21 protein-coding genes and 2 pseudogenes are annotated in these 22,028 nt (G+C 71.6%); 13 read left to right on the top strand and 10 right to left on the bottom strand.

Translation table 11 applies throughout. The features are described from left to right. Positions 1 to 15: 15 nt before the first annotated feature. Positions 16 to 327: a DUF1330 domain-containing protein gene (locus BMX97_RS10570; RefSeq protein WP_091749165.1), complete on the top strand. Its 312-nt coding sequence runs from the start codon at positions 16 to 18 to the stop codon at positions 325 to 327. 142 nt (positions 328 to 469) lie between these two features. Next, entirely contained in the window at positions 470 to 667 is a 198-nt protein-coding gene (locus tag BMX97_RS10565; protein WP_091749159.1) for a hypothetical protein, read from the top strand. Between the two features lie 77 nt (positions 668 to 744). On the opposite strand, the gene rpsD is transcribed toward BMX97_RS10565, so the two are convergent. The 3 genes from rpsD to murI all read right to left on the bottom strand — a co-directional run bounded on the left by rpsD (position 745) and on the right by murI (position 3,321). After that, positions 745 to 1,362, bottom strand: a complete 618-nt coding sequence (gene rpsD, locus BMX97_RS10560) for a 30S ribosomal protein S4 (RefSeq protein ID WP_048430210.1) — start codon at positions 1,360 to 1,362, stop codon at positions 745 to 747. Positions 1,363 to 1,622: 260 nt separating this feature from the next. Continuing rightward, on the bottom strand, positions 1,623 to 2,438 hold the full coding sequence (locus tag BMX97_RS10555; RefSeq protein WP_244538388.1) for an alpha/beta hydrolase: 816 nt from the start codon (positions 2,436 to 2,438) through the stop codon (positions 1,623 to 1,625). Between the two features lie 16 nt (positions 2,439 to 2,454). Beyond that, positions 2,455 to 3,321, bottom strand: coding sequence for a glutamate racemase (gene murI, locus BMX97_RS10550; protein WP_091749156.1), 867 nt, complete (start codon positions 3,319 to 3,321; stop codon positions 2,455 to 2,457). A gap of 197 nt (positions 3,322 to 3,518) precedes the next feature. Here murI and egtB point away from each other — a divergent pair, with 197 nt between their 5' ends. The 4 genes from egtB (at position 3,519) to BMX97_RS10530 (ending at position 7,369) form a co-directional block, all read left to right on the top strand. After that, positions 3,519 to 4,784 carry an ergothioneine biosynthesis protein EgtB gene (gene egtB, locus BMX97_RS10545; protein WP_091749153.1) on the top strand — a complete coding sequence of 422 codons (1,266 nt, stop codon included), beginning with the start codon at positions 3,519 to 3,521 and terminating at the stop codon, positions 4,782 to 4,784. An 86-nt stretch (positions 4,785 to 4,870) separates the two neighbouring features. Then, positions 4,871 to 5,860 carry an L-histidine N(alpha)-methyltransferase gene (egtD, locus tag BMX97_RS10540; RefSeq protein WP_091749150.1) on the top strand — a complete coding sequence of 330 codons (990 nt, stop codon included), beginning with the start codon at positions 4,871 to 4,873 and terminating at the stop codon, positions 5,858 to 5,860. A gap of 7 nt (positions 5,861 to 5,867) precedes the next feature. Next, positions 5,868 to 6,569 (top strand): vWA domain-containing protein, encoded by a 702-nt coding sequence (locus BMX97_RS10535; RefSeq protein ID WP_091749147.1) that lies wholly within the window; start codon positions 5,868 to 5,870, stop codon positions 6,567 to 6,569. A 44-nt stretch (positions 6,570 to 6,613) separates the two neighbouring features. After that, positions 6,614 to 7,369: a DnaJ domain-containing protein gene (locus BMX97_RS10530; RefSeq protein ID WP_177202183.1), complete on the top strand. Its 756-nt coding sequence runs from the start codon at positions 6,614 to 6,616 to the stop codon at positions 7,367 to 7,369. A gap of 354 nt (positions 7,370 to 7,723) precedes the next feature. Here BMX97_RS10530 and BMX97_RS10525 read toward each other — a convergent pair whose 3' ends face one another. Further along, positions 7,724 to 9,205, bottom strand: a complete 1,482-nt coding sequence (locus BMX97_RS10525; RefSeq protein ID WP_091749901.1) for a D-alanyl-D-alanine carboxypeptidase — start codon at positions 9,203 to 9,205, stop codon at positions 7,724 to 7,726. Between the two features lie 313 nt (positions 9,206 to 9,518). On the opposite strand from BMX97_RS10525, the pseudogene BMX97_RS10520 reads away from it, so the two are divergent. From BMX97_RS10520 to BMX97_RS10505, 4 genes and pseudogenes are all read left to right on the top strand, one after another. Further along, positions 9,519 to 9,845 (top strand): annotated as a pseudogene (locus BMX97_RS10520) (phasin family protein); the annotation flags it as partial. A gap of 410 nt (positions 9,846 to 10,255) precedes the next feature. Next, positions 10,256 to 10,633, top strand: a complete 378-nt coding sequence (clpS, locus tag BMX97_RS10515; protein WP_091749144.1) for an ATP-dependent Clp protease adapter ClpS — start codon at positions 10,256 to 10,258, stop codon at positions 10,631 to 10,633. A gap of 69 nt (positions 10,634 to 10,702) precedes the next feature. After that, a complete protein-coding gene (clpA, locus tag BMX97_RS10510) occupies positions 10,703 to 13,183 on the top strand; it encodes an ATP-dependent Clp protease ATP-binding subunit ClpA (protein WP_091749141.1) in 2,481 nt (826 codons plus the stop codon). A gap of 214 nt (positions 13,184 to 13,397) precedes the next feature. Further along, the gene (locus BMX97_RS10505; RefSeq protein ID WP_091749138.1) at positions 13,398 to 13,670 is read left to right on the top strand and encodes a hypothetical protein; all 273 of its coding nucleotides are present in this window, start codon (positions 13,398 to 13,400) and stop codon (positions 13,668 to 13,670) included. Positions 13,671 to 14,146: 476 nt separating this feature from the next. Here BMX97_RS10505 and BMX97_RS10500 read toward each other — a convergent pair whose 3' ends face one another. Both BMX97_RS10500 and BMX97_RS10495 read right to left on the bottom strand, forming a co-directional pair. Continuing rightward, on the bottom strand, positions 14,147 to 14,629 hold the full coding sequence (locus tag BMX97_RS10500) for an RNA 2'-phosphotransferase (RefSeq protein WP_244538373.1): 483 nt from the start codon (positions 14,627 to 14,629) through the stop codon (positions 14,147 to 14,149). 62 nt (positions 14,630 to 14,691) lie between these two features. Next, positions 14,692 to 15,534 (bottom strand): 3'(2'),5'-bisphosphate nucleotidase CysQ, encoded by an 843-nt coding sequence (locus tag BMX97_RS10495; RefSeq protein WP_091749135.1) that lies wholly within the window; start codon positions 15,532 to 15,534, stop codon positions 14,692 to 14,694. Positions 15,535 to 15,919: 385 nt separating this feature from the next. Between BMX97_RS10495 and BMX97_RS10490 the strand changes: the two genes are divergently transcribed. After that, the gene (locus BMX97_RS10490) at positions 15,920 to 16,453 is read left to right on the top strand and encodes a DUF6101 family protein (RefSeq protein ID WP_091749133.1); all 534 of its coding nucleotides are present in this window, start codon (positions 15,920 to 15,922) and stop codon (positions 16,451 to 16,453) included. A 126-nt stretch (positions 16,454 to 16,579) separates the two neighbouring features. Here the strand turns inward: BMX97_RS10490 and ubiA are convergent, their stop codons facing one another. Together ubiA and BMX97_RS10480 are read right to left on the bottom strand one after the other, a co-directional pair. Continuing rightward, complete coding sequence (gene ubiA, locus BMX97_RS10485; RefSeq protein ID WP_091749130.1) at positions 16,580 to 17,521, bottom strand: 4-hydroxybenzoate octaprenyltransferase; 942 nt, start codon at positions 17,519 to 17,521, stop codon at positions 16,580 to 16,582. Between the two features lie 34 nt (positions 17,522 to 17,555). Further along, a complete protein-coding gene (locus BMX97_RS10480) occupies positions 17,556 to 18,041 on the bottom strand; it encodes a hypothetical protein (RefSeq protein WP_091749898.1) in 486 nt (161 codons plus the stop codon). 271 nt (positions 18,042 to 18,312) lie between these two features. Between BMX97_RS10480 and BMX97_RS10475 the strand changes: the two genes are divergently transcribed. Beyond that, positions 18,313 to 19,083, top strand: a complete 771-nt coding sequence (locus BMX97_RS10475; protein WP_091749127.1) for a 16S rRNA (uracil(1498)-N(3))-methyltransferase — start codon at positions 18,313 to 18,315, stop codon at positions 19,081 to 19,083. Positions 19,084 to 19,346: 263 nt separating this feature from the next. Then, complete coding sequence (locus BMX97_RS10470) at positions 19,347 to 20,483, top strand: YbdK family carboxylate-amine ligase (protein ID WP_091749895.1); 1,137 nt, start codon at positions 19,347 to 19,349, stop codon at positions 20,481 to 20,483. Positions 20,484 to 20,507: 24 nt separating this feature from the next. Here BMX97_RS10470 and pucL read toward each other — a convergent pair whose 3' ends face one another. Then, complete coding sequence (pucL, locus tag BMX97_RS10465) at positions 20,508 to 21,344, bottom strand: factor-independent urate hydroxylase (protein ID WP_091749124.1); 837 nt, start codon at positions 21,342 to 21,344, stop codon at positions 20,508 to 20,510. A gap of 122 nt (positions 21,345 to 21,466) precedes the next feature. Then, positions 21,467 to 21,950 (bottom strand): annotated as a pseudogene (locus BMX97_RS33625) (solute carrier family 23 protein); the annotation flags it as partial. Between the last annotated feature and the right edge of the window lie 78 nt (positions 21,951 to 22,028).

Raw genomic sequence — 22,028 nt, 5'->3', positions numbered from 1 at the left:
AGGGAGGAGTCAACAATGGCGAAGGGATACTGGGTCGGCCGCGTCGACGTCTCGAACCCCGAGGCCTACAAGAACTACGTCGCGGCCAACGGCGCCGCCTTCGCCAAGTTCGGCGGGCGCTTCCTCGTCCGCGGCGGCGCCTTCGAGGCGGTGAGCGGCACGAGCCGGGCCCGCAACGTGGTCATCGAGTTCCCGAGCCACGACCAGGCGCTCGCCTGCTGGAACTCGCCGGAGTACCAAGCCGCCCGCGCCAAGCAGGAGGGCGGCGCCGACATCGACCTGATCGTGATCGAGGGCTACGACGGCCCGCAACCGGGCGCGGCATGACCCGAGGGTCGTGACATGGGGCGTCCCGCCTCCGGGACGCCTTGACCGTCGGGGGCGGCGCGCCACCTCCCGGTGGTCCGCGCGAGGTGGCGGATGGATCACCCCTACCCCACCACCCGACACGCGAGGCGCCGCGCCGGCCATGACGGAAACCGGAACATCGGGCTGGCGCAGGGTCCTGCGCCTCCTCCTCACCGTGGTGCCGCCCCTCGTCGGGATCGTGCTGATCGGGCAGGCCGTGGTGGCCTCGATCGGCGGCGACATCCGCCGCTGGGAATTCGTCCTCGGGGCCGTGTGCCTCTGCCTGACCTTCGCCGGGCGGCTGGTGCCGGAGGAGTAGGCGCGCAAACAGAAAAGCCGCCCTCGCGGACGGCTTTCCAGAATCTTGCCAGGATCTCGGTTCCTGTCGTCGCGCGATCAGCGCGAGTAGAACTCGATGACCAGGTTCGGCTCCATCTGCACCGGGTACGGGACCTCGGACAGGGTCGGCACGCGGGTCATGCGTGCAGTCATCTTGCCGTGGTCGACCTCGATGTAGTCGGGAACGTCGCGCTCGGCGAGCTGGCTCGCCACGAGGACGATCTCGAGCTGCTTGGACGACTCCTTGATCTCGATCACGTCGTCCGGCTTCACGAGGTAGCTCGGGATGTTGACGCGGACGCCGTTCACCCGGATGTGGCCGTGGTTCACGAACTGGCGGGCGGCGAACGGGGTCGCCACGAACTTCGAGCGGTAGACCACCGCGTCGAGGCGGCGCTCGAGCAGGCCGACCAGGTTCTCGCCCGAGTCGCCGCGCAGGCGGATCGCCTCGGCGTAGTAGCGGCGGAACTGCTTCTCGGTGATGTTGCCGTAGTAGCCCTTGAGCTTCTGCTTGGCACGCAGCTGCGTGCCGAAGTCGGACATCTTGCCCTTGCGGCGCTGGCCGTGCTGGCCCGGGCCGTACTCGCGGCGGTTCACGGGGCTCTTCGGGCGGCCCCAGATGTTCTGGCCCATGCGGCGATCGAGCTTGTGCTTCGCCTGAACGCGTTTCGACATCGCGTGTCCTCTTAGATCTGCATCACGTTAAGAGAGGAACGCGCCCTCCTCCCCCCGGAACCGGGGCGACAGAGCGGCCGTGACGAGCCGCTCGCGGGTGCGCAAAATGCCGCGGGGCCCCAAACCGGAGCCCCGCGAACGAGGGGCTCTTAGGCGACGAAGCGTCTGGGGTCAACCCTCGGGGGTCTCTGTCATTCCCTGGGGGCGCGGCCGGAACTGCACCTTGCTCCTATGGGCGCGGCCGGAACCGCACCTTGCTCCTATAGGCGCGGCCGGAACCGCGCTTCGGCCTCACCGTCGCGCACGCCCAAAATCGAGACGTGGTCGCCCGGCAGCGCCACGAAGTCGGCGCCCGCGACCCGGGCGAGGCGCGCGCCGTACTTTTCCGGAATCACCGGGTCGGCGTCGCCGTGGACGATCAGGACTGGGACGGCGACCGTCGCGATCGCCCGGTCGGAGCGCCAGGTGTCGGCGAGCAGGCCCGCCGGCAGGAGGCGGAAATGGTGCCGGGCCATCGCGGTCATCGAGTCGAACGGCGCTTCGAGGTAGAGGCCGAGCACGCCCGCCGCCCCGGCCCGGGCCGCGACCGCCACCGCGACCGCCGCGCCGAGGGAGTGGCCGTGCAGCAGCACCGGCGCCCCGGGCGCGCGCCGACGCGCCTCCGCCAGCGCCGCGAGGCCGTCGGCGATCAGGCCGGCCTCGCTCGGGCGCCCGGTCGAGCCCGGATAGCCGCGATAGGCCGGCGCCATCACGCCCCAGCCGTGGCGGCGCCAGGGCCCGGCCATGAAGCGCTCGGCGTGCCATTCCGGCAGCGAGGCGTTGCCGTGGAAGGTGACCACGACGCCCGCGCCCGGCGCCGGGGCCAGCCACAAGGCGCGCAAGCGCTCCCCGTCCGGGGTCGCGACCGCGACCGTCCCGGCCTCCGGCGGCAGACGCGCCCCGGTCACCGGCACCGGACCACCCTGGCCCGGATAGAGCAGGCTACGCTGGAACCACCAGAACGCCGCCACCACGGCGCCGTAGAGGGCCAGCAGCGCGACGCCGACGCCGCCCGCGACCCATACCGCCTGCCGCAGGCTCACCAGGACCGTCTCACTGCAGCACGAGCGGCATCGCCTCGAGGGCGACGTCGGCGATGCCGCGCTCGCCGAGGGCCGCGCGCAGGACCGGGGTGAGCCGGGCGCCGCTGGTGAAGGTGGCGAGGATCGGCCCCGGGATCTCGTCGCGGCTCGGCTGGCCGAGGAGCTGCACCATGCGCCGGGCCACCGCCGGGGCGGGGTCGATCCAGGTCACCGGCCAGGGGGCGATGCGCGCGTAGCGGGCGAGCAGCAGCGGGTAATGCGTGCAGCCCAGCACCACCACGTCGGTCCGCCCCGCCGGCGTCTCGACGAAGCAGGGGGCGATCTCGGCGAGCACGTCCTCGTCGGCGACCGGCAGGCCCGACAGCTCCGCCTCCGCGAGGGCGGCGAGCCCGGTCGCGCCGACGAGCGTCACCGCGCAGGCCCCCGCATAGGTCTCGATCAGGTCACGGGTGTATTCCCGCCTCACCGTCCCGGGGGTCGCCAGCACGCTGACGAGGCCCGACCGGGTCGCGGTCGCGGCAGGCTTGATCGCCGGCACGGTGCCGACGAACGGCACGGCGAACCGCCCGCGCAGGGCCGGCAGCACCAGGGTGGTCATGGTGTTGCAGGCGATCACCACGAGGTCCGGCGCGTGGAGCGCGATCAGCCGTTCCATCACGGCGAGCACGCGGGACAGGACCACGTCCTCGGGCAGGGCGCCGTACGGGAAGGCGGCGTCGTCGGCGGCGTAGACGAGCTTCGCGTCGGGCCGAGCGCGCCGCACCTCGGCCAGCACCGTGAGGCCGCCGAGGCCGGAATCGAAGACGAGGACCACCGGCGAGCGGGTGAAGGGCGCCAGGGGCGCCGCAGCCGTGCCGGCCATCAGATCGAACCGCATGGGGGTGTGACCGAGAGGCAGAGGAGGAGTTGCCGGCGAGAGTCCGGCGCGATCGTTAAGGCTTGGTCACTGCGGCGGCAAAAAGGCTCCGCTTCTCCCGTACCCCACAAGCTGCGCGGTAACGCCGCGCCGGAGAAACGAGTTCCCCGGTTCCGCGTTGAGCGTGGGCAATCCGTCTACGCATGAGGGAAGATCCGATGGCAGCGACCGCGACCGCGCAGGCCCGAGAGGAAGTCCCCGTCGCGCGTCCCGCGTTCCCCCCACCCCCCGCCACCGCCCGGCCGATCGACCGCGACGCCTGGATCGCGGCGTTCCGCCACGTCCGCGACGAGACCGAGCGCCGCGCCGCCCCGCTCTCGCCGGAGGACCAGCAGGTCCAGTCGATGGCGGATGCGAGCCCGACCAAGTGGCACCGCGCGCACACGACCTGGTTCTTCGAGCAGTTCCTGCTCCAGCCGATGGTGACGGGCTACACGGTCTTCGACGAGCGCTTCTTCTACCTGTTCAACTCGTACTACGTGCAGGCGGGCCCGCGCGCGCCGCGGATCAGCCGCGGCCTCGTCACCCGGCCGACCTGCGACGAGGTCGCGGCCTATCGCGCCCATGTCGACCGCGCCGTCGCGGCCCTGATCGCCGAGGCGCCGGCGGGCAAGCTCGCCGAGATCGTCGCCACCCTGGAGATCGGCCTGCACCACGAGCAGCAGCACCAGGAGCTGATGCTCACCGACATCCTGCACGCCTTCGCGCAGAACCCGCTCCTGCCGGCCTACGACGAATCCTGGCGCTGGCCGGCCCTGTCGCAGCGCCCCGGCATGGTGGCGCTCGACGGCGGCGTGACGCAGATGGGGCATGCGGGCGAGGGCTTCCACTTCGACAACGAGGAACCGCGCCACGACGTGCTGCTGCGGCCGGTCGGGCTGTCGCGCGCCCTCGTCACCAACGGCGAGTGGCTCGAGTTCATGCAGGACGGCGGCTACGCCAAGGCCGAGCTGTGGCTCTCCGACGGATTCGTCGCCGCGCAGGGCGAAGGCTGGGAGGCGCCGGGCTACTGGCGCCGGCGCGACGGCGTGTGGTCGAGCATGACGCTCGCCGGGCTGAAGCCCGTCGATCCGGCCCTGCCGGTGACCCATGTCAGCTACTACGAGGCCGACGCCTTCGCCCGCTGGGCCGGGCGCGACCTGCCGACGGAGGCCGAGTGGGAGGCCGCCAGCGGCTCGCTCGACGCCGCCTTCGGCCATGTCTGGCAATGGACCCGCAGCGCCTATTCCGCCTATCCGGGCTACCGGCCGCTGCCGGGGGCGCTCGGCGAGTACAACGGCAAGTTCATGGTCAGCCAGTTCGTGCTGCGCGGGGCCTCGGTGGCGACGCCGGAAGGCCACAGCCGGCCGACCTACCGGAACTTCTTCTATCCCCACCAGCGCTGGCAGTTCACCGGCCTGCGTCTATCTCACTACGGCGCGTGAGGCACGGCCGGAGCGACCTCGATCTGGATCTGCCACGACACGGGCCTTCCCCGGGAGGCCCGCCCGACCTTCGGAGTTTGACGCCCGTGAACGCCCCGCTTCCCCACCTGGCGCCGAGCGCCTCCCTCGACGACACCTCCGACAAGGGCTTCCTGCGGGACGTGCTGGCGGGCCTCGGCGCCCCGCACAAGCACCTCTCGGCGAAGTACTTCTACGACCGGCGCGGCTCGGAGCTGTTCGAGGCGATCACCCGCCTGCCGGAATACTACCCGACCCGCACCGAGCTCGCGATCCTCGACCGGTACGGTCCCGAGATCGCCGCCGGCCTTCCGCCCGGCGCGGCCCTGGTCGAGTTCGGCAGCGGCTCCACCACCAAGGTGCGCCGGCTGCTGCCCCATCTCGGCGACCTCTCGGCCTACGTGCCGGTCGACGTCTCGGAGGAGTTCCTGCGCAGCGAGGCGGAGGAGCTCTGCCGCGACTTCCCGCGCCTGCGCGTCGAGCCGGTGGCGGCGGACTTCACCAAGCCGTTCCCCCTGCCCGACGACCTCGCCGAGGCGCCGAAGGCCGGCTTCTTCCCGGGCTCGACGATCGGCAACTTCGAGCCCGACGCGGCGGCGGGCCTGCTCGGCAGTTTCGCCCGCACGCTCGGGGCCGGCGCGACGCTCATCGTCGGCATCGACCTCGTCAAGGAGAAGGCGGTGCTGGACGCCGCCTACGACGACGAGGCCCAGGTCACGGCGGCCTTCAACCTCAACCTCCTCACCCGCATCAACCGCGAGCTCGGGGCGGATTTCGATCTCGACGCCTTCGCGCACCACGCCTTCTTCGACGAGAACCTGGGGCGGATCGAGATGCACCTGGTGAGCCGGCGCAGCCAGCTCGTCACGGTGGCGGGCGTGCCGTTCCACTTCGCCTCCGGCGAGACGGTCCACACCGAGAACAGCTACAAGTACACGGTGCCGGGCTTCCGGGCGCTCGCCCGCCGGGCCGGCTGGGACCACACCAGGGTCTGGATCGACGAGGACGGCCTGTTCTCGGTCCACGCGCTGACCGCCTCCACCATCCGGCGGCACTGAGCGCGCGATGGGCGGGTCCGGCCGCGACCTCGACGGCGCGCGGTCGGCCGCGGTCGACGCCTTCCTGGAGACGGCCCGGCAGGTCGCCGCGCCGGCCGGCGATGCGCCGCGGCTCGTCTTCGCCCTCGACGCGACGATGAGCCGGCAGCCGACCTGGGACCTCGCCTGCGCGGTCCAGGCCGGGATGTTCGCGGCCACCGCCCGGCTCGGCGGGCTCGCGGTGCAGCTCGTCTACTTCCGCGGTCTCTCCGAGTGCCGGGCCTCGCGCTTCGTCGCGGATGCGCGGGCGCTCACCGGGCTGATGCAGGGCGTGACCTGCCAGGGCGGCCACACCCAGATCGGCCGGGTGCTGCGCCACGCCCGCAACCTCGCCGGCCGCGAGCCGGTCAAGGCTCTTGTCCTGGTCGGCGACGCGGTCGAGGAGTCGCCGGACGACCTCTGCGCCGTCGCCGGCGAGCTCGGGCTGCTCGGGCTGCCGGCCTTCTGCTTCCACGAAGGACCGGACCCCGATGCTGCCGCGGTCTTTGCCGAGATCGCGCGCCTGAGCGGCGGGGCCTTCGCACGGTTCGACGCCGGCGCGCCCGATGTCCTGGCCGCGCTGCTGCGCGCCGCAGCCATCTTCGCCACCCGGGGACTCGACGGATTGCGCCTCGCCGCGCAAGAGAATGCGGCGGCGCGCCGGCTCCTCGCCGGCATGACCGGCGGGTAGGACGGTTCTTCCATGAATCTCGAGACGAAGGTGACGTTGACCGGATGATCGCCCTCGGCCTCGGTATCCTGGTCCTCGTCGGCCTGTGGTGGCTCGGCCGCCACTACGCGACGGCGAACCCCTCGACGATCGCGCGGGTGATCCGCCAGGCCGGCGGCTGGCTGGCCCTCGCGGCGGCGGCCCTCCTGTTCCTGCGCGGGCGCTTCGACATGGCGGGCGCCCTCGGCCTCGGCGGGGCCTGGCTCCTCGGCTGGCGCCAGGGCGCGGCCCTGCCCTTCGGCCTTGGCAGGATGGGCTTGGGCCGTATGGGGCTGGGCCGGTTCGGTGCCGCCGCCCCGCGGGCGGACGCGGTGTCGCGGGTGCGCTCGGCCATGCTCGAGATGGAGCTCGACCACGCCAGCGGAGCCATGCGCGGCACGGTGCTGGCCGGCACCCTGGCCGGCCAAGCCCTCGACGGGCTGGCCCAGCCGCGCCTCGTCGCCCTGCTCTCCGAGTGCCGCGCGAGCGACCCGGATGGCGCCCGGCTGCTAGAGTCTTATCTGGACCGCCGGTTTGCCGGATGGCGCGTAGACGCTCAGGCTGACCGAGACCCGCGGCCGGGCGGTTCGGCGCAGCCAGGGCCGATGACGGAGGAGGAGGCCTATCAGATCCTGGGGCTTCAGCGCGGGGCGCCCCTCGAGGACGTGCGCCGGGCGCACCGAACCTTGATGAAGCGGCTTCACCCGGACCAGGGCGGGTCCGACTACCTGGCGGCCCGCGTCAACGCGGCCAAGGACTTTCTGCTCAACCGACATCGCTGATGCTCCACGCGCGTGTCGACGAAGCCGCGGCAGGAACGCGCCGCGGCGGGGATGTTGTTCTCAAGTCTTGAAGAGTCCAACTCGGGATCCCCTCTCCAGGCGATGCCGGGCTTGCCCGGTATCGCTGCAAGGAGTGGGAGAGGGGTAGGGGCGACCGAAGATCGCACGAGGGTGCTAGGAATCCGTGCAAAGCTCGATGGTCGCGCTGCCAGCACGACGCTCAACGTTTCACACTGAAGCGTGTCACCCTCACGCGGGATCTTCGATCCCCCGGCCCCTCTCCCACTCGGGAGAGGAGGGACCCGTGTTGTTTTCTGTTGCGGAGAGCTCTTCCCTCGCGGGAGAGCCAAATCCCTAGCTCCGGGTCGCGAAGCAGGTGAAGCCGTTGCGCTTGAGCGCCTTGCAGGCGTCCTGCGCGGCCTCCGCCTCCGAGAAGCCGGAGAACCGGGCGCGAAACAGCGTGGTGCCGCCATGGGTCACCCGCTCGGTGAAGGGCGCGGCCTTGCCGAGCGCGCCGCCGCTGCGCTGGCGCGCCTCGGCGAGCATCGACTTGGCCTTGCCCTCGTCGTCCATGGCGCCGAGCTGGATCACCCAGGGCGAGACCGTGACGGGCTTGGCCGCGGGTGCGGCGGCCTCGCGCGGGGCGGGCGTAGGCGCGCGGGCCTCGCCCGGCTCGGCGGTCGGCAGGCGCGAGGCGTACTTGCCGCCGGGCGCCGGGAAGGCGGGCGCGGCCGAGGGGGCGTAGGCCTGGGCGCTCGCCGGCACGGCGCCGGGGGCGCCGGCGCGCCACTTCGGGGTCGCGCCGCCGCGCGGGGCGATGTCGAGGGGCTGGCCGGTGGAGTTCGTGGTCTCGACCACGTCGTCCTCGTCGGCCGACGCCACGAGGGTGCGGGTCGCGGCGGGCCGCTCGGCGACGACCGCCGGGCGGGGCCGCTCGGCCACCTCGATCACCGGCGCCGAGGTGCGGGCGCCCGCATAGGCCACCGGCAGGTTGGCCTGGACGAGCTTCGCCATGATGTTGTCGCGGCTGGCGCCCGACTTGCCGCCGAGCACCACCGCCACGATGTGGCGGTCGCTCGTGCGGGCCGAGGTCATCAGGTTGAAGCCCGAATCGCGGGTGTAGCCGGTCTTGATGCCGTCCACGCCCTCGATGCGGCCGAGCAGGTGGTTGTGGTTGCCGATCACCCGGCCCTTGAAGGCGAAGGAGCGGGTCTGGAAGTAGCGGTAGTATTTCGGGAACCGGTCCTGGATCGCCCGCGCCAGGATCGTCAGGTCGCGCGCGGTGGTGATCTGGTCGGAATCCGGCAGGCCCGAGGCGTTGGCGTAGTGCGTGCGGCTCATGCCGAGCGAATGCGCCTTGCGGGTCATCATCTCGGCGAAGGCGGGCTCGGAGCCCGCGATGTTCTCGCCGATGGCGCAGGCGATGTCGTTGGCCGACTTCGTCACCAGCGCCTTGATGGCCTCCTCGACCGTCACGGTCGAGCCCGGGCGCACGCCAAGCTTGGAGGGCGGCATCCGGGCGGCGTTGGCCGAGACCGTCAGCGGCGTGTCGAGGTCCATCTTGCCGCGCTCGAGCTGCTCGAACAGCAGGTAGAGCGTCATCACCTTGGTGATCGAGGCCGGATGGCGCAGGGCATCCTCGTTGACCGCGTGCATCACGCGGCCGGTCTTGGCATCCACCACCATGGCGGCGTAGGGCGGATTGTAGCCCCCTCCCCCGCCGTGGTGGGCCCGCCGACGCGCCTCGGCGGGCGAGGCGGTGAGGGCCGTCAGCACCGCCGCGGCGGCGAGCACGGCCGGCAGTGCGGGTCCAGATTGGCCGTGAACGCAACGCATCACGCACATACCCCGTTCGATTGCAGAGGGCGCCCGCGCCCCGGAGGGCGGCACCCTGGACCGACGGCGCCCTGCGAGACGGCGTGGCGCGGCGGCATCACTGTCAATCAGGCTAGGGAGGCGCGGTTACGCCCCGGTTAATTCGACTCGAATTGTCTCGATTGTGCGACGCACAACGACCCTTGACGAATTTTGTGCAGTGCACATATTGCGGTCGGCGGGGCGCGACGCGCGGGCGTCCCCGTCGAGCCCGACCGCCGCGCGAGAGGGGGCACCCGTTCGGGTGCCACGCGACACCATGAACCAGCAGTATATGGGCCAGCAGGCCGAGGCCGCCCAGAAGCTCGGCAAGGACGGCATGGACGCGATGCTGCGCAGCTTCGGCTCGCTGTCGAAGGCCAGCCAGGCGATCGCCGTCGAGGCCACCGACTTCGCCAAGCAGTCCTTCGAGCTCGGCACCGCCACCATGGAGAAGCTCGCCGGCGTCCGCTCGCTCGACAAGGCGCTCGAGATCCAGACCGAGTACATGAAGACCTCGTACGAGCGTCTCGTGGCCCAGTCCACCAAGATGACCGAGCTGTACCAGAACCTCGCCAAGGAGATGGCGAAGCCGTTCGAGGGCATGGTCGCCAAGGCCCAGGACCAGGCCTCGAAGGCCCAGGACCGCGCCTTCGCGGTGGCCAAGGACGGCTTCAACAAGATCGAGGACGAGGCCAAGCAGGCCGCGTAAGCAGGCCTCGCATCCCGTAAGGGCGCCGGCCGGACGGCCGCCCCCGCGCGGGATCGCCGAAAGACCGCCGAGAGACCGCGACCGGCACAGGGCCCCCGTGCCGGTCGCGCGCGTTTCGTGACCGTTGCACGACCCCCGTGCGACCCCTGCACGACAAGAGCGCGCAGCCGACTGGCGAAGCGCCGACTCGGCCTATAGATTAGGCTCGGCACCGGCAGCCGACATGATAGGCTGCCAGCCGGCAGGTCGTCCGCGGCCCTCGTCTCGCGGGGGCCGGCGCGTCCTGGCGCGGTCGCCAGAGCGAGGTCGGTACGATTCAGATGGCTCAGGTCCCGAGGCAGGGAGAACCCTCCACCAGGCCGGTCGCGGCCACCCCCCGGGCTCCCGGCAACGGCGACGGGCGATCGGGCACCGCCGTGATCACGCGGACGAAGCCGCGCACCAAGCGGCCCAACCTCTACCGTGTGCTGCTGCTCAACGACGACTACACCCCGATGGAATTCGTGGTCCACGTGGTCGAGCGCTTCTTCAACAAGTCGCGCGAGGACGCGACCCGCATCATGCTGCACGTCCATCAGAACGGCGTCGGCGAGTGCGGCATCTTCACCTACGAGGTCGCCGAGACCAAGGTGACGCAGGTCATGGACTTTGCGCGCAAGCACCAACATCCTCTGCAATGCGTCATGGAAAAGAAATAGGCGCCCGCCGAGACGGACACCGACCGAGACGGATACGCATCAAGACAGGCACCAGCAAAGAGGCCCGCTTTGCCCAGCTTCTCACGCAGCCTTGAACAAGCTCTTCACCGCGCCCTGGCGCTGGCGGGCGAGCGCCGACACGAATACGCCACGCTCGAGCACCTCCTGCTCGCCCTGGTCGACGACCAGGACGCGGCCGCGGTCATGCGGGCCTGCAACGTCGACGTCGACCTCCTGAAGCGCAACCTCGTCGAGTACATCGACACCGAGCTTGCCAACCTCACGGGCGACGGGCGCCAGGACGCCAAGCCGACGGCGGGCTTCCAGCGGGTGATCCAGCGCGCGGTGATCCACGTCCAGTCCTCGGGCCGCGAGGAGGTCACCGGCGCCAACGTGCTGGTGGCGATCTTCGCCGAGCGCGAGAGCCACGCCGCCTACTTCCTGCAAGAGCAGGACATGACCCGCTACGACGCGGTCAACTACATCAGCCACGGCATCGCCAAGCGCCCCGGCCTGTCCGAGGGCAAGCCGGTGCGCGGCGCCGACGAGGAGGGTCAGACGGAACGTCCGAGCGGGGCCGAGGACGAGCGCGGCGGCCAGAAGAAGAAGGGCGACGCCCTCGACGCCTACTGCGTCAACCTCAACAAGAAGGCCCGCGAGGGCAAGATCGACCCGCTGATCGGCCGCGAGACCGAGGTCCAGCGTACGATCCAGATCCTCTGCCGCCGGCAGAAGAACAACCCGCTGCTCGTCGGCGATCCCGGCGTCGGCAAAACCGCGATCGCCGAGGGGCTGGCCCGCAAGATCATCCAGCACGAGGTGCCGGAGGTCCTGGCCGACGCCACGGTGTTCTCCCTCGACATGGGCACGCTGCTCGCCGGCACCCGCTACCGCGGCGACTTCGAGGAGCGCCTCAAGCAGGTGATGAAGGAGATCGAGGCGCATCCGAACGCCGTCCTGTTCATCGACGAGATCCACACGGTGATCGGCGCCGGTGCGACCTCGGGCGGTGCGATGGACGCTTCGAACCTCCTGAAGCCCGCGCTCGCCTCCGGGGCGCTGCGCTGCATCGGCTCGACCACCTACAAGGAGTACCGCCAGTACTTCGAGAAGGATCGGGCACTGGTGCGCCGCTTCCAGAAGATCGACGTCAACGAGCCGTCGATCCCGGACGCGATCGAGATCCTCAAGGGCCTGCGTCCGTCCTTCGAGGAGTTCCACAAGCTCAAGTACACGACCGAGGCCGTGAAGGCGGCGGTCGAGCTGTCGGCCCGCTACATCAACGACCGCAAGCTGCCCGACAAGGCGATCGACGTGATCGACGAGACCGGCGCCTCGCAGATGCTGGTGCCGGAAGGCCGGCGCAAGCGCACGATCGGCGTGAAGGAGATCGAGGCGACCATCGCCACGATGGCCCGCATCCCGCCGAAGACCGTCTCGAAGGACGACGCGGAGGTGCTCGCCCACCTCACCGACAACCTGAAGCGGGTGGTCTACGGCCAGGACGCCGCCATCGACGCGCTGACCGCCTCGATCAAGCTCGCCCGGGCGGGCCTGCGCGATCCCGACAAGCCGATCGGCGCCTACCTGTTCGCCGGCCCGACCGGCGTCGGCAAGACGGAAGCCGCCAAGCAGCTCGCCTCGAGCCTCGGCGTCGAGATGCTGCGCTTCGACATGTCGGAATACATGGAGCGGCACACCGTCTCGCGGCTGATCGGCGCCCCTCCGGGCTATGTCGGCTTCGACCAGGGCGGCCTCCTCACCGACGGCATCGACCAGCATCCGCATTGTGTGCTGCTGCTCGACGAGATCGAGAAGGCCCACCCGGACCTGTTCAACATCCTGTTGCAGGTGATGGACCACGGCAAGCTCACCGACCATAACGGCAAGCAGGTCGACTTCCGCAACGTCATCATCATCATGACGACGAATGCGGGCGCGGCCGACCTCGCCAAGGCGGCGTTCGGCTTCACGCAGAACAAGCGCACCGGCGACGACCAGGAGGCGATCAACCGCCTGTTCGCCCCGGAATTCCGCAACCGCCTCGACGCGACCGTGTCGTTCGGCCACCTGCCGAAGACCGTCGTGGCCAAGGTCGTCGACAAGTTCGTGCTCCAGCTCGAGGCGCAGCTCGCCGACCGCAACGTCACGATCGAGCTCTCCGACGAGGCGCGGGACTGGCTGGTCGAGAACGGCTACGACGAGGCCATGGGCGCCCGCCCGATGGCCCGCCTGATCCAGTCGACCATCAAGACCCCGCTCGCCGACGAGGTGCTGTTCGGCAAGCTCAAGGACGGCGGCGCCGTCCGGGTGATCGTCAAGCGGCCCGACGGCGAGAAGCCGAGCCTCGGCTTCGTCTTCCCGGCCGGCCCGGTGATGCCGCGTCCCGAGAAGGACGTGACGAACGCGACGAAGAAGGCCGACAAGGGCGGCCCGGCCAAGAAGCCGCGGCGCCCCCGCGCCGCCTCGAAGAAGCCGAAGGACGGCGGCTCGGGCGACGGCGGCGGCGGCATCCGCACGGTGCCGAAGGTGCCGCTGGTCCGGGCCTGACCGGTACGGGACGACACGGCCGGGATCCGAGGGGCCCCCTCGATCCCGGCCCGCCTCCCGTGTATGAGGCACGACCAGAGACGCACGCATCCCGGCGGGGTCCTCCCCGCCGGGATGTTCATTTGAGGCCCTGGCCCCGCTCTCCGGGCGGTCCCGCCGGGCGACCAGCGCCGCGGGCCCCCGCGCCCGCGCCAGGACACGTGAGACGGTTCCCATGAGCGGAGATCTCAACGAGGGCCCCCTCGCCCCGGCCGCGACGGTGGCCCCGCCCTCCCCCAGGGTGACGCGGCGCGAACGCCGCCGCCAGCGCCGCCGCCGGCGCAAGATCGGCGAGGAGATCCTGGGCTGGATCCTGGTGCCGGTGATCGTGCTGTGCTGCTACTGGGCGATCAACGCGGGCTTCGCCTTCTTCGGCACCACGCCGAGCGCGGTGTTCGACCAGCTCAAGCAGGTGAAGACGGCGCTGGAGAAGCGCGAGTCGCGCTAGAGCACCACCCGATCGCCTCGCAACACGGCACACGGCACCGGCGAGCGTGGATGCCGGGTTCCATGAAGGCTCGCCCCCTTTCCCGGACGACTGGAGCGTCAGCGGAAGGAGATCCGGGACCCAGCACAGAATGTGCCGCGAAGCGGCTCGGCATGCTGCACCGTCGCAGACGCACGGACGCTTCGCGGCTTGTCGTGCTGGATCCCGGATCTCCTTCCGCTTCGCTGCAGTCGTGCAGGCCCGTACCGGACCCGGAAAGGGGTTGGCCGACGATGAGCCGGTGAGCCCGGCCAGGGCCAGTGCCGTGTGCCGTGGCCTTGCGATCGGTCGATGCTCCAGGCCTCTGATTCTGCCGCATTTTCTACGACGAACCTTGATCCACGTCTTCGGAGAACGCTCTGGCGACAGCCTAGCCTGTCACGAGCGGTCGATCGCCTCGGGCGGCACATGCTCGGCGAGCCACACCCCGTTGCCCGTCACCAGAACGGATGTCCCCGCGCCGCCAGGCGCCCGGCCGCGACGCGCAGGACGACCGGCCGGCCGCGGCGGGCGCCGACGATCCGGGCGGTCTCCGGATCGGCCGAGAGATGGACGTGGTGCCGCGCCATCGGCCGCAGGCCCTCGGCGAGGATCGCCGGCACGACCCGCTCGACCGTGCCGTGCCAGAGATGCGCGGGCGGCTCCGACCGGACCCAGTCGCCGGCGACCGCCACGGAATGGCCCTGACGGGCCCGGATCAGTTCCCGGGCGGCATCGACCTCGAACCGCGCCTTGTCGCTCGTCGCGACGACCCGCAGCAGGCCGTCCCGATCGACGGGACGGCCGACGGCCGCGAAGGCTGCCAGCACGGCGTTGATCGGCGTCCAGCCGGCGAGATCGAGGACGAGGCCGGCTGCCTCCGGCTTGTGGCGCAGCCAGTAGGACAGGGTCTTGGACAGGGCGGTGTCGTCGCGGGTCATGCCCGCATGGTGGCGCCGCTCGACCGCCGGGGCAACGGCGAAGAGGCGCCGGCCGGCGGCCGTCAGCCCAGGCCCGCCAGCACCTCCGCCCGCAGCGCCTCGGGCACCGCGATCAGCTCGCCGTGGATCGGCTCGCGCCGGTTGTAGACGGGCGGCCGGCCGTCGAGGCCGACCACCGTGCCGCCGGCCTCGCGCAGGATCAGGTCGGCGCCGGCGAGGTCCCAGTCGCGGGCATCCGACGAGACCAGCCCGACATCGACCAGCCCCTCGGCCACTCGCACCAGCCGCAGGGCGAGCGAGGGGATGCGGGGCAGGCGCACGAGCTCGCCCGGCGTGCCGCCGAGGCCCAGCCGGTGCTCGATCCGGTCGGCCATCGGCTTCGGGCCGGTGACCCGGGCGCCCGCCGCTGTGGCGTGGGCCGAGACCCGGATCGGCACGCCGTCCTTCGTCGCGCCCTGCCCGGCCACCGCCTCGTAGAGGGTCGCGGTCACCGGCGCGGCGACGTGGCCGAGGATCGGCTCGCCCCGGGCGAGGAGCGCCACGGCGATCGACCAGTCGGGATCGCCCGACAGGAAGGCGCGGGTGCCGTCGATCGGGTCGACGATCCAGACGAGATCGTGGGCGAGGCGCACCGGATCGTCCCGGGTCTCCTCCGAGAGCCAGGCGGCACCGGGCAGGAGCTCGCTCAGGCGCACCTTCAGGAAGGCGTCCACGGTGACGTCGGCTTCCGTGACCGGCGAGCCGCCGGACTTGTTCCAGATCCGGGCGGTGGTGCGCTCGCCCTGGCGGAAGAACGGCAGCGCCAGGAGCGCGGCCTCGCGGATGATCGCCCGGACCTTCGGCAGGAAGTCCTCGGGCACGAGCCCCTCGGGCAGGATCGCGCGCACGTCGTCGGGGAGAGGCATGGTCGGCCGCGAAGGTTCGAGGGGGAGCGCCCGGCTTCCCCCGCGATGCGTGGGGCGGACGTCGGTCCCTCCGTTGTAGGCCCCGCCACCGGACGCCACAAGGACGACGCCGCCCGCCGCCCGCCGCCCGCCGCCCGGCGCGGGGACGCCGCACCGTCGTCCCATGCGCCCGCGAGCATCGCTCGACCTTGTGCAAGGCGTGAACGATAAATGAATCCCGTCCGGACAAGGATCTATTGAGCATTCGACGCATCCGGCTCGCGACAACCATCGCTTAACGCTGCCTTTTAAGGCGTTTTGAGCCGGCGGGGGTGCAATCTCCTCTCAACGGCGGACGACACGACAGAGGTCGCCGCCTCACGCGGACAGGGCGTCGAGCAGAACCATGGTCACCAGATTCCCCTCTTCGAACCGCCACTCCTCCGGCAGCCAGGCCGTCCGCCGCGACGTCGAGCTCCCGGTCATCCACCGCGGCCCGGTCCAGGCCGAGGCCTCGGCCCTCCCGATCGTCGGCGGCGTGCCCGGCGGCTCGGTCGCCGGCAGCCTCGCCCTGTGCCTCGACGGCGATGCCAGCGACGCCGCCGGCGAGGACCGCTTCGCCGTCATGCTGCTCGACCGCGACGGCGACCCGGTGATGCGGCTCGGCCTCTACGGCGACGACGAGGTGGTGGCGGTGTGGCGGCGCCTCGGCGCCGAGACCGGCCTGCCGATGGTGGTGATCCAGGAGGACGGCGCCGTCTCGAGCATGGGCCAGCAGGTCGGCCGGCTGAAGCTCGGCGCGGTGCGCATCCGCCGCCGGCACGGCCTGCTCGCCCACCGCCGGCCCCGCTTCCTCACCCGCCGCAAGACCGCCCGGCTGCCGCTGCGCCCCTTGGTCTACCGCGACGAGGCCCTGATGACCGACGGCGGCAGCCTTTGATTCTGCCTCCGGACGATCCCGTCTGGAGACAGGATCGCCAGCCCGCGCGGCGATCGAGCGAAGCCGGTTTCCGCGTCGCGGAGCGACCGATCGGACACCGAACGAGCCGCCGCTGCGTCGACCGCGCTACATCAGGCCTTGCCAGATCGCGTCGAGGGTGAGGCCGCAGAACAGGATCAGACCCGCATCGCGGTTCGAGCGAAACAGCCGCAGGGCCTCCGCCCCGTCGCGCGGATCGAGCCGCCCGACCTGCCAGGCGAGGTGGCCGGCGAAGAGCGCGAGACCGGCAAGCCCGATCGGCCCGGCCCCGGCCCCGGACAGGGCGAGGCCGATGCACAGGACGCAGGCGAGGAAGCAGCCCGCCACGGCGAGCCGCACCTGGGAGCCGAAGAAGCGGGCCGAGGACTTGATGCCGGCGATCTCGTCGTCCTCGATGTCCTGCACCGCGTAGATCGTGTCGTAGCCGATCACCCAGGCGATGGCGCCGGCATAGAGCCAGTAGGCCGGGGCCTCGAGGCGCCCGACCAGGGCGACCCAGCCCATCAGCGCGCCCCAGGCGAAGGCGAGGCCGAGCACCGCCTGCGGCACCGGCATCACCCGCTTCATGAACGGGTAGATCGCGACGGGCGCGAGCGAGGCGATGCCGACGAGGATCGCCGTCCTGTTGAATTGCAGCAGCACCGCGAGGCCGACGAGCGCCTGCACCACCAGGAAGGCCAGGGCGTGCCGCACGCGGATGCGCCCGGAGGGCAGCGGCCGCAGGCGGGTGCGCTCGACACGGGCGTCGAGGTCGCGGTCGGCGATGTCGTTGTAGGTCGAGCCCGCGCCCCGCATGGCGACGGCGCCGACGAGGAACAGGCCGAGGTGCCACAGGCTCGGGCCGGGCCGTCCCGTCGCGATGGCCGCGAGCGCCGCCGACCACCAGCACGGCAGCAGCAGGAGCCACCAGCCGATCGGCCGCTCGATGCGGGCGAGGCGCAGGTAGGGGCGCACGGCCTCGGGGGCGTGCCGGTCGACCCAGTGTCCCGTCACCGCATCGGCGACGGGACGATCGGGGGCGGTCGTCATGCCGACGGGAGCCGCACCGGTCCGTGCACGAGCGTCACAGCGCGCCCTGCGGCACCCGGAAGCTGCCGGTCAGGCCGGGACCGCCGAGGAGGCCGCCACCGCCGCCGCCCTGCTGCTGCTGGGCCGCCATGGCGCGGGCCTTCTTCTCCATCGCCGCCTGCTGCACGGCGGCCTGGCAGACCTTGGTCTTCAGGGTCGAGACCCGGCTGTGATCGGCCTTGAAGCCCTCGACGAAGGAATCGGGAATCGAGCACCAATCCTTGTTGGCGCCGATCCACTTCAGGCCCTCGGTGCCGTTGGCCTGGAGCTTGGTGAACAGGGTGCAGGCGGCCGCCGCGGTGATCTTCGCCTTCTTGCCCTGGGAGGCGGCATTGACCTTGCCGACGATGTCCTTGCGCTCGGTCAGGGTCTTCTGGATCGACGAGCAATCGGCCCCTTGGGCGAGAGCCGCCCCGCCGAGCAGCGTCGCGCCGAGCACGCTTCCGGCCAGCGCCGCCACGGTCACACGCATGCAGGTCATCTCCACCCCCTCAAAAAATCCATCCCCGAGGCCCCGGCTTGCCGGGATCGCCGCCGAACGTCGTTCGCCGGTCCGGCGTGTCGCGCCTCGGGCATACGTAAGAAATCCCTGCCGCTCCCGGCCTCGAACCGGTTTCTGCACAGGAATGTGGCGCCTTCGTGCGGCGACACCCGGTTCGTTCCGTGGCCCGGCGCGGTTGCCGGCGAATGTTGCGGCACGGCCACAGGCGGGGCGATTGACAGCCGCCCCCCGCCTCGGCGAGCACGGGGCCATGGCGGCCACCGATTTCAACGCTCCCCGGCTCTTCCTCGACATCCCGATGCGGGAGGGCGCCCGGCACACCCTCGACCGGGCGCAGGCGAACTACCTGCTCTCGGTGCTGCGCCGCGCCGCGGGCGAACCGGTGCTGGTCTTCAACGGCCGCGACGGCGAGTGGCGGGCCGAGATCGAGCCGACCGGCCGCAAGGCGGCGGACCTGGTGCTGCGGGCGCAGATCCGGCCGCAGACCCCGCCGGGCGACCTGCACTACCTGTTCGCCCCGCTCAAGGCCGCCCGCCTCGACTACGTCGCCCAGAAGGCGGTGGAGATGGGCGCGAGCCTGATCCAGCCGGTGGTGACCCGGCGCACGCAGGGCGACCGGATCAAGCTCGACAAGCTGCACGCCAACGCGATCGAGGCGGCCGAGCAATGCGGCATCCTGGCCCTGCCGGAGATCCGCGAGGCCGCGCCGCTGGCCGAGGCCGTGGCCGGCCTGGCGCCGGAGCGCCTGCTGGTGTTCTGCGACGAGGACGCGCCGCTCGCCGATCCCGTCGCGGCGTTGCGGCAGGCCGCCGGGACCCTCGCCGGAAACGCTCCCTTGCCGCTCGCCGTCGTGATCGGGCCCGAGGGGGGATTCACGCCGGAGGAGCGTTCGTTGATCGGAGATCGCCCGAACACGGTGCGCCTCTCCCTCGGCCCGCGGATCCTGCGCGCCGACACCGCCGCCGTGGCGGTGCTCGCCCTGGTCCAGGCCGTGCTCGGCGACGGCCGGCCCGGGGACTGATACCGACGGTCGTTGAAAACGACCTTTGGTTCCATTCTCGAATTTTCGTCAAGCCTTTGGCTTGGCGTCGAAAATTCGAGATGGGCCATCGGCCCGATGCGTCAGCATCTTGGGCCGATGGCATGATCCGCCCCCGCGGCGCCGGGCCCGGACTCGCGCCGCCCGCCACACCCTGATAACGGAGCCGCCCCCGCGGCCGAGGCCGATTCGCGGCCCCTCGGCCGCCGGAGCGCCGCGGTCTGCTGTTGCCGGAGATCCTGCTGATGCGAGCGGAATTCGACGTCTGCCTCGAGGAGGAGGTGTTCATCAACGATGCGGGCAAGCGCGACGCCGCCCGGGCCCGCACCCGCGACTTCCTCGCCGCCTGCCGGGCCGCCTCCCCGCTGGTGCGCACCGAGCTGATGGAGCCGCAGCTGGTCTGGGCGATCGCGCCGGTCGCCGACCTCGCCGAGGCGCGCCGGGCGCTGACGGAGCTGCGCGGCAACCTCGGGGCGCTCGCCTCGGCCCGCGGCCTCGCCCTGATGGCGTCCGGCACCCACCCCCTCGCCCTGTGGAGCCGGGTGCGCCCGCGCGACCAGGCCGCGGGCGGGCGGGTGCTGCGCGACCTCCAGATGGTCGGCAGCCGCACCGTCGTCTGCGGCCTCAGCGTCGGGGTCGAGGTGCCGGAGGGTTTATCGCGGATCGACCTGATGAACCGGGTCCAGCCGTTCCTGCCCCTGCTGCTCGCACTCTCGACCTCGTCGCCGTTCTGGCAGGCGCAGCGCACCGGGCTCCTCGGCTATCGGCTGGCTGCCGCGCGGGAACTGCCCCGCAGCGGATTGCCGCCGCTGTTTCGCGACGAGGACGACTACGCCCGCTACCTCGACACGGTGGTGGCGGCGGGCGCCATCGACGATCCGCGCCACGTCTGGTGGGTGGTCTGCCCCTCCCCGGCAGGTCCGCGCCTCGACCTGCGCATCGCCGACAGCTGCACCCGGCTCGACGACGCGCTCGCCATCGCGGCCCTCTACCGCTGCCTGGTGCGCCACCTCGCCCGGCATCCGGACCTCCACCGCGATCTCACCGGCGCCTCGCAGGCGATCACGGCGGAGAATTGCTGGCGGGCGCAGCGCTACGGCATCCACGGCAGCTTCGTCTGCGAGGCGACCCGGACGGCGCGGCCGGTGGCGACGGTGCTCGCCGAGACGCTCGCCCTCGTCGCCGAGGATGCCCGCGCGCTCGGCTGCGCGGCGGAGCTCGACCTCGCCCGCTGGATCGTCGCCCGCGGCACCAGCGCCGACCGCCAGCTCGCGCTCTTCACCGAGGCGCACGGCCGCGGCCTGCCGCCCCGCGAGGCTTTGGCCGAGGTGGTCGATTGGCTCACCGCCGAGACCGTGGGGGCGAACCCGACGCGGCATTGAGGCGCGGCCCGGACGATCTGCGCCTCACCGCCCGACCGTGCATTCGATCTGCCCGTGCGGCTCGTCGGTCGCGATGAAGACCTGGTTCGGGTTGTCGAGGCCGAACGGCGTCAGGTTCGCCAGCAGGTAGTGCTTGTTCGGGCAGGCGAGCGTGATGGTCGCGATCTCCGGTACGGCCGCCAGGGCCGCCGTCCCCATGCGGTAGAGGCTGTCCTGGAGGCTGTGGCTGTAGCTGCCCGAGAAGACCCGGAGCAGCGCGTCGAGGATGCGGGCGTTGGCGGCCTCGTAGTCGGCGGGCTCGCCGCTCCAGGCCCAGGACGCCTCCATGCTGGTCGCGGCGATGCGGTCGTGGGTCTCGGGAATCGTGGTGTAGGGGTCCTTCACGTAGTTGGCCCAGCCCGATTCCGTGCTCTTCAGAAAGGTGAAGCCGGACAGGCCCGATTTGAGCACCGCGCCGTCGCGCGACAGCGCGACCCGGGCGAAGGGCTGGCCGTTGCCGTCGAGCGTGAAGGCGTGGGGATGGGCCGCGCCGTCGACCGTCAGGCGGGCCCAGCGGGTCTCGTGGCCGGTGACGGTGGCGGTCTCCATCTGCGGGTAGCTGTCGAGCAGGCGTTGCGCCACCGCGCGGCAGAACGCCTCCGTGGCGAGCGCCGGATTCTCGCGGGCGACGACATAGACGACGTTCTTGATCGTGTCGGTCGAGACGGTGGCGCTGTTGTCGGCATCCGTGAAGGTGCGATCGAACGCCCCGGTCAGCATCGCCTGCACGGTCAGTTCGCGCACCGCGTGCCGGTCGCCGTCGCGATGGACGCGCATCACCCGCACCCGGCCCTTGCCGTAGGTCTTGTGCAGCAGGGTCATGGCTCACTCTCTCCCAATCATGCGAAATCCGATCGCTTGCCCCGCAAGGCGGATGTCGGCGTCTCTCGCGCGCCGCGCCGGCTGCCGAACCGAGAGCCGGAAGCGGTCTTCCGGGTCTCGGATCAGACGTGCTCGACGGCCGCCGCCGCCGAGGCCTCCCCGCCCCGCCCGCTCGGCGCTGCCGACGCCGTTGAAGAAGGCGTTGAGCACGACCGCGACGATCGAGGCCAGCAGGATGCCCGATTCGAGCAGCGGGTGCAGCACGTGCGGCAGGTTGCGGAAGAAGGTCGGCGCCACGAGGGGGATCAAGCCGAAGCCGACCGCGATCGCCACCACGAGTTGGTTCCCCGGCTGCCTGCGGAAGTCGATGCCCCCGAGGATGCGGGCGCCGGTGGCCGTCGCCATGCCGAACATCACGAGGCCGGCGCCGCCGAGCACCACCTGGGGCACCGCCTCGACGAGGGCGGCCATCTTCGGCGACAGGCCGAGCGCCAGCATCACGACACCGCCCGCCACGGTGACGAAGCGCGAGCGCACCCCCGTCACCCCGACGAGGCCGACATTCTGCGAGAACGACATGTACGGGAAGGTGTTGAACACGCCGCCCCAGGGCAATCGGGTGAATGCTGGAGGTGGCCAAGAGCCTGAAGCTCTGAAACGATCGTCCGCCCTGACGTGGCTCGA

The organism is Methylobacterium sp. ap11 (genome assembly GCF_900110515.1).
GTDB lineage: Bacteria > Pseudomonadota > Alphaproteobacteria > Rhizobiales > Beijerinckiaceae > Methylobacterium > Methylobacterium ajmalii.
This window is presented reverse-complemented; position numbering and strand designations above follow the sequence as displayed.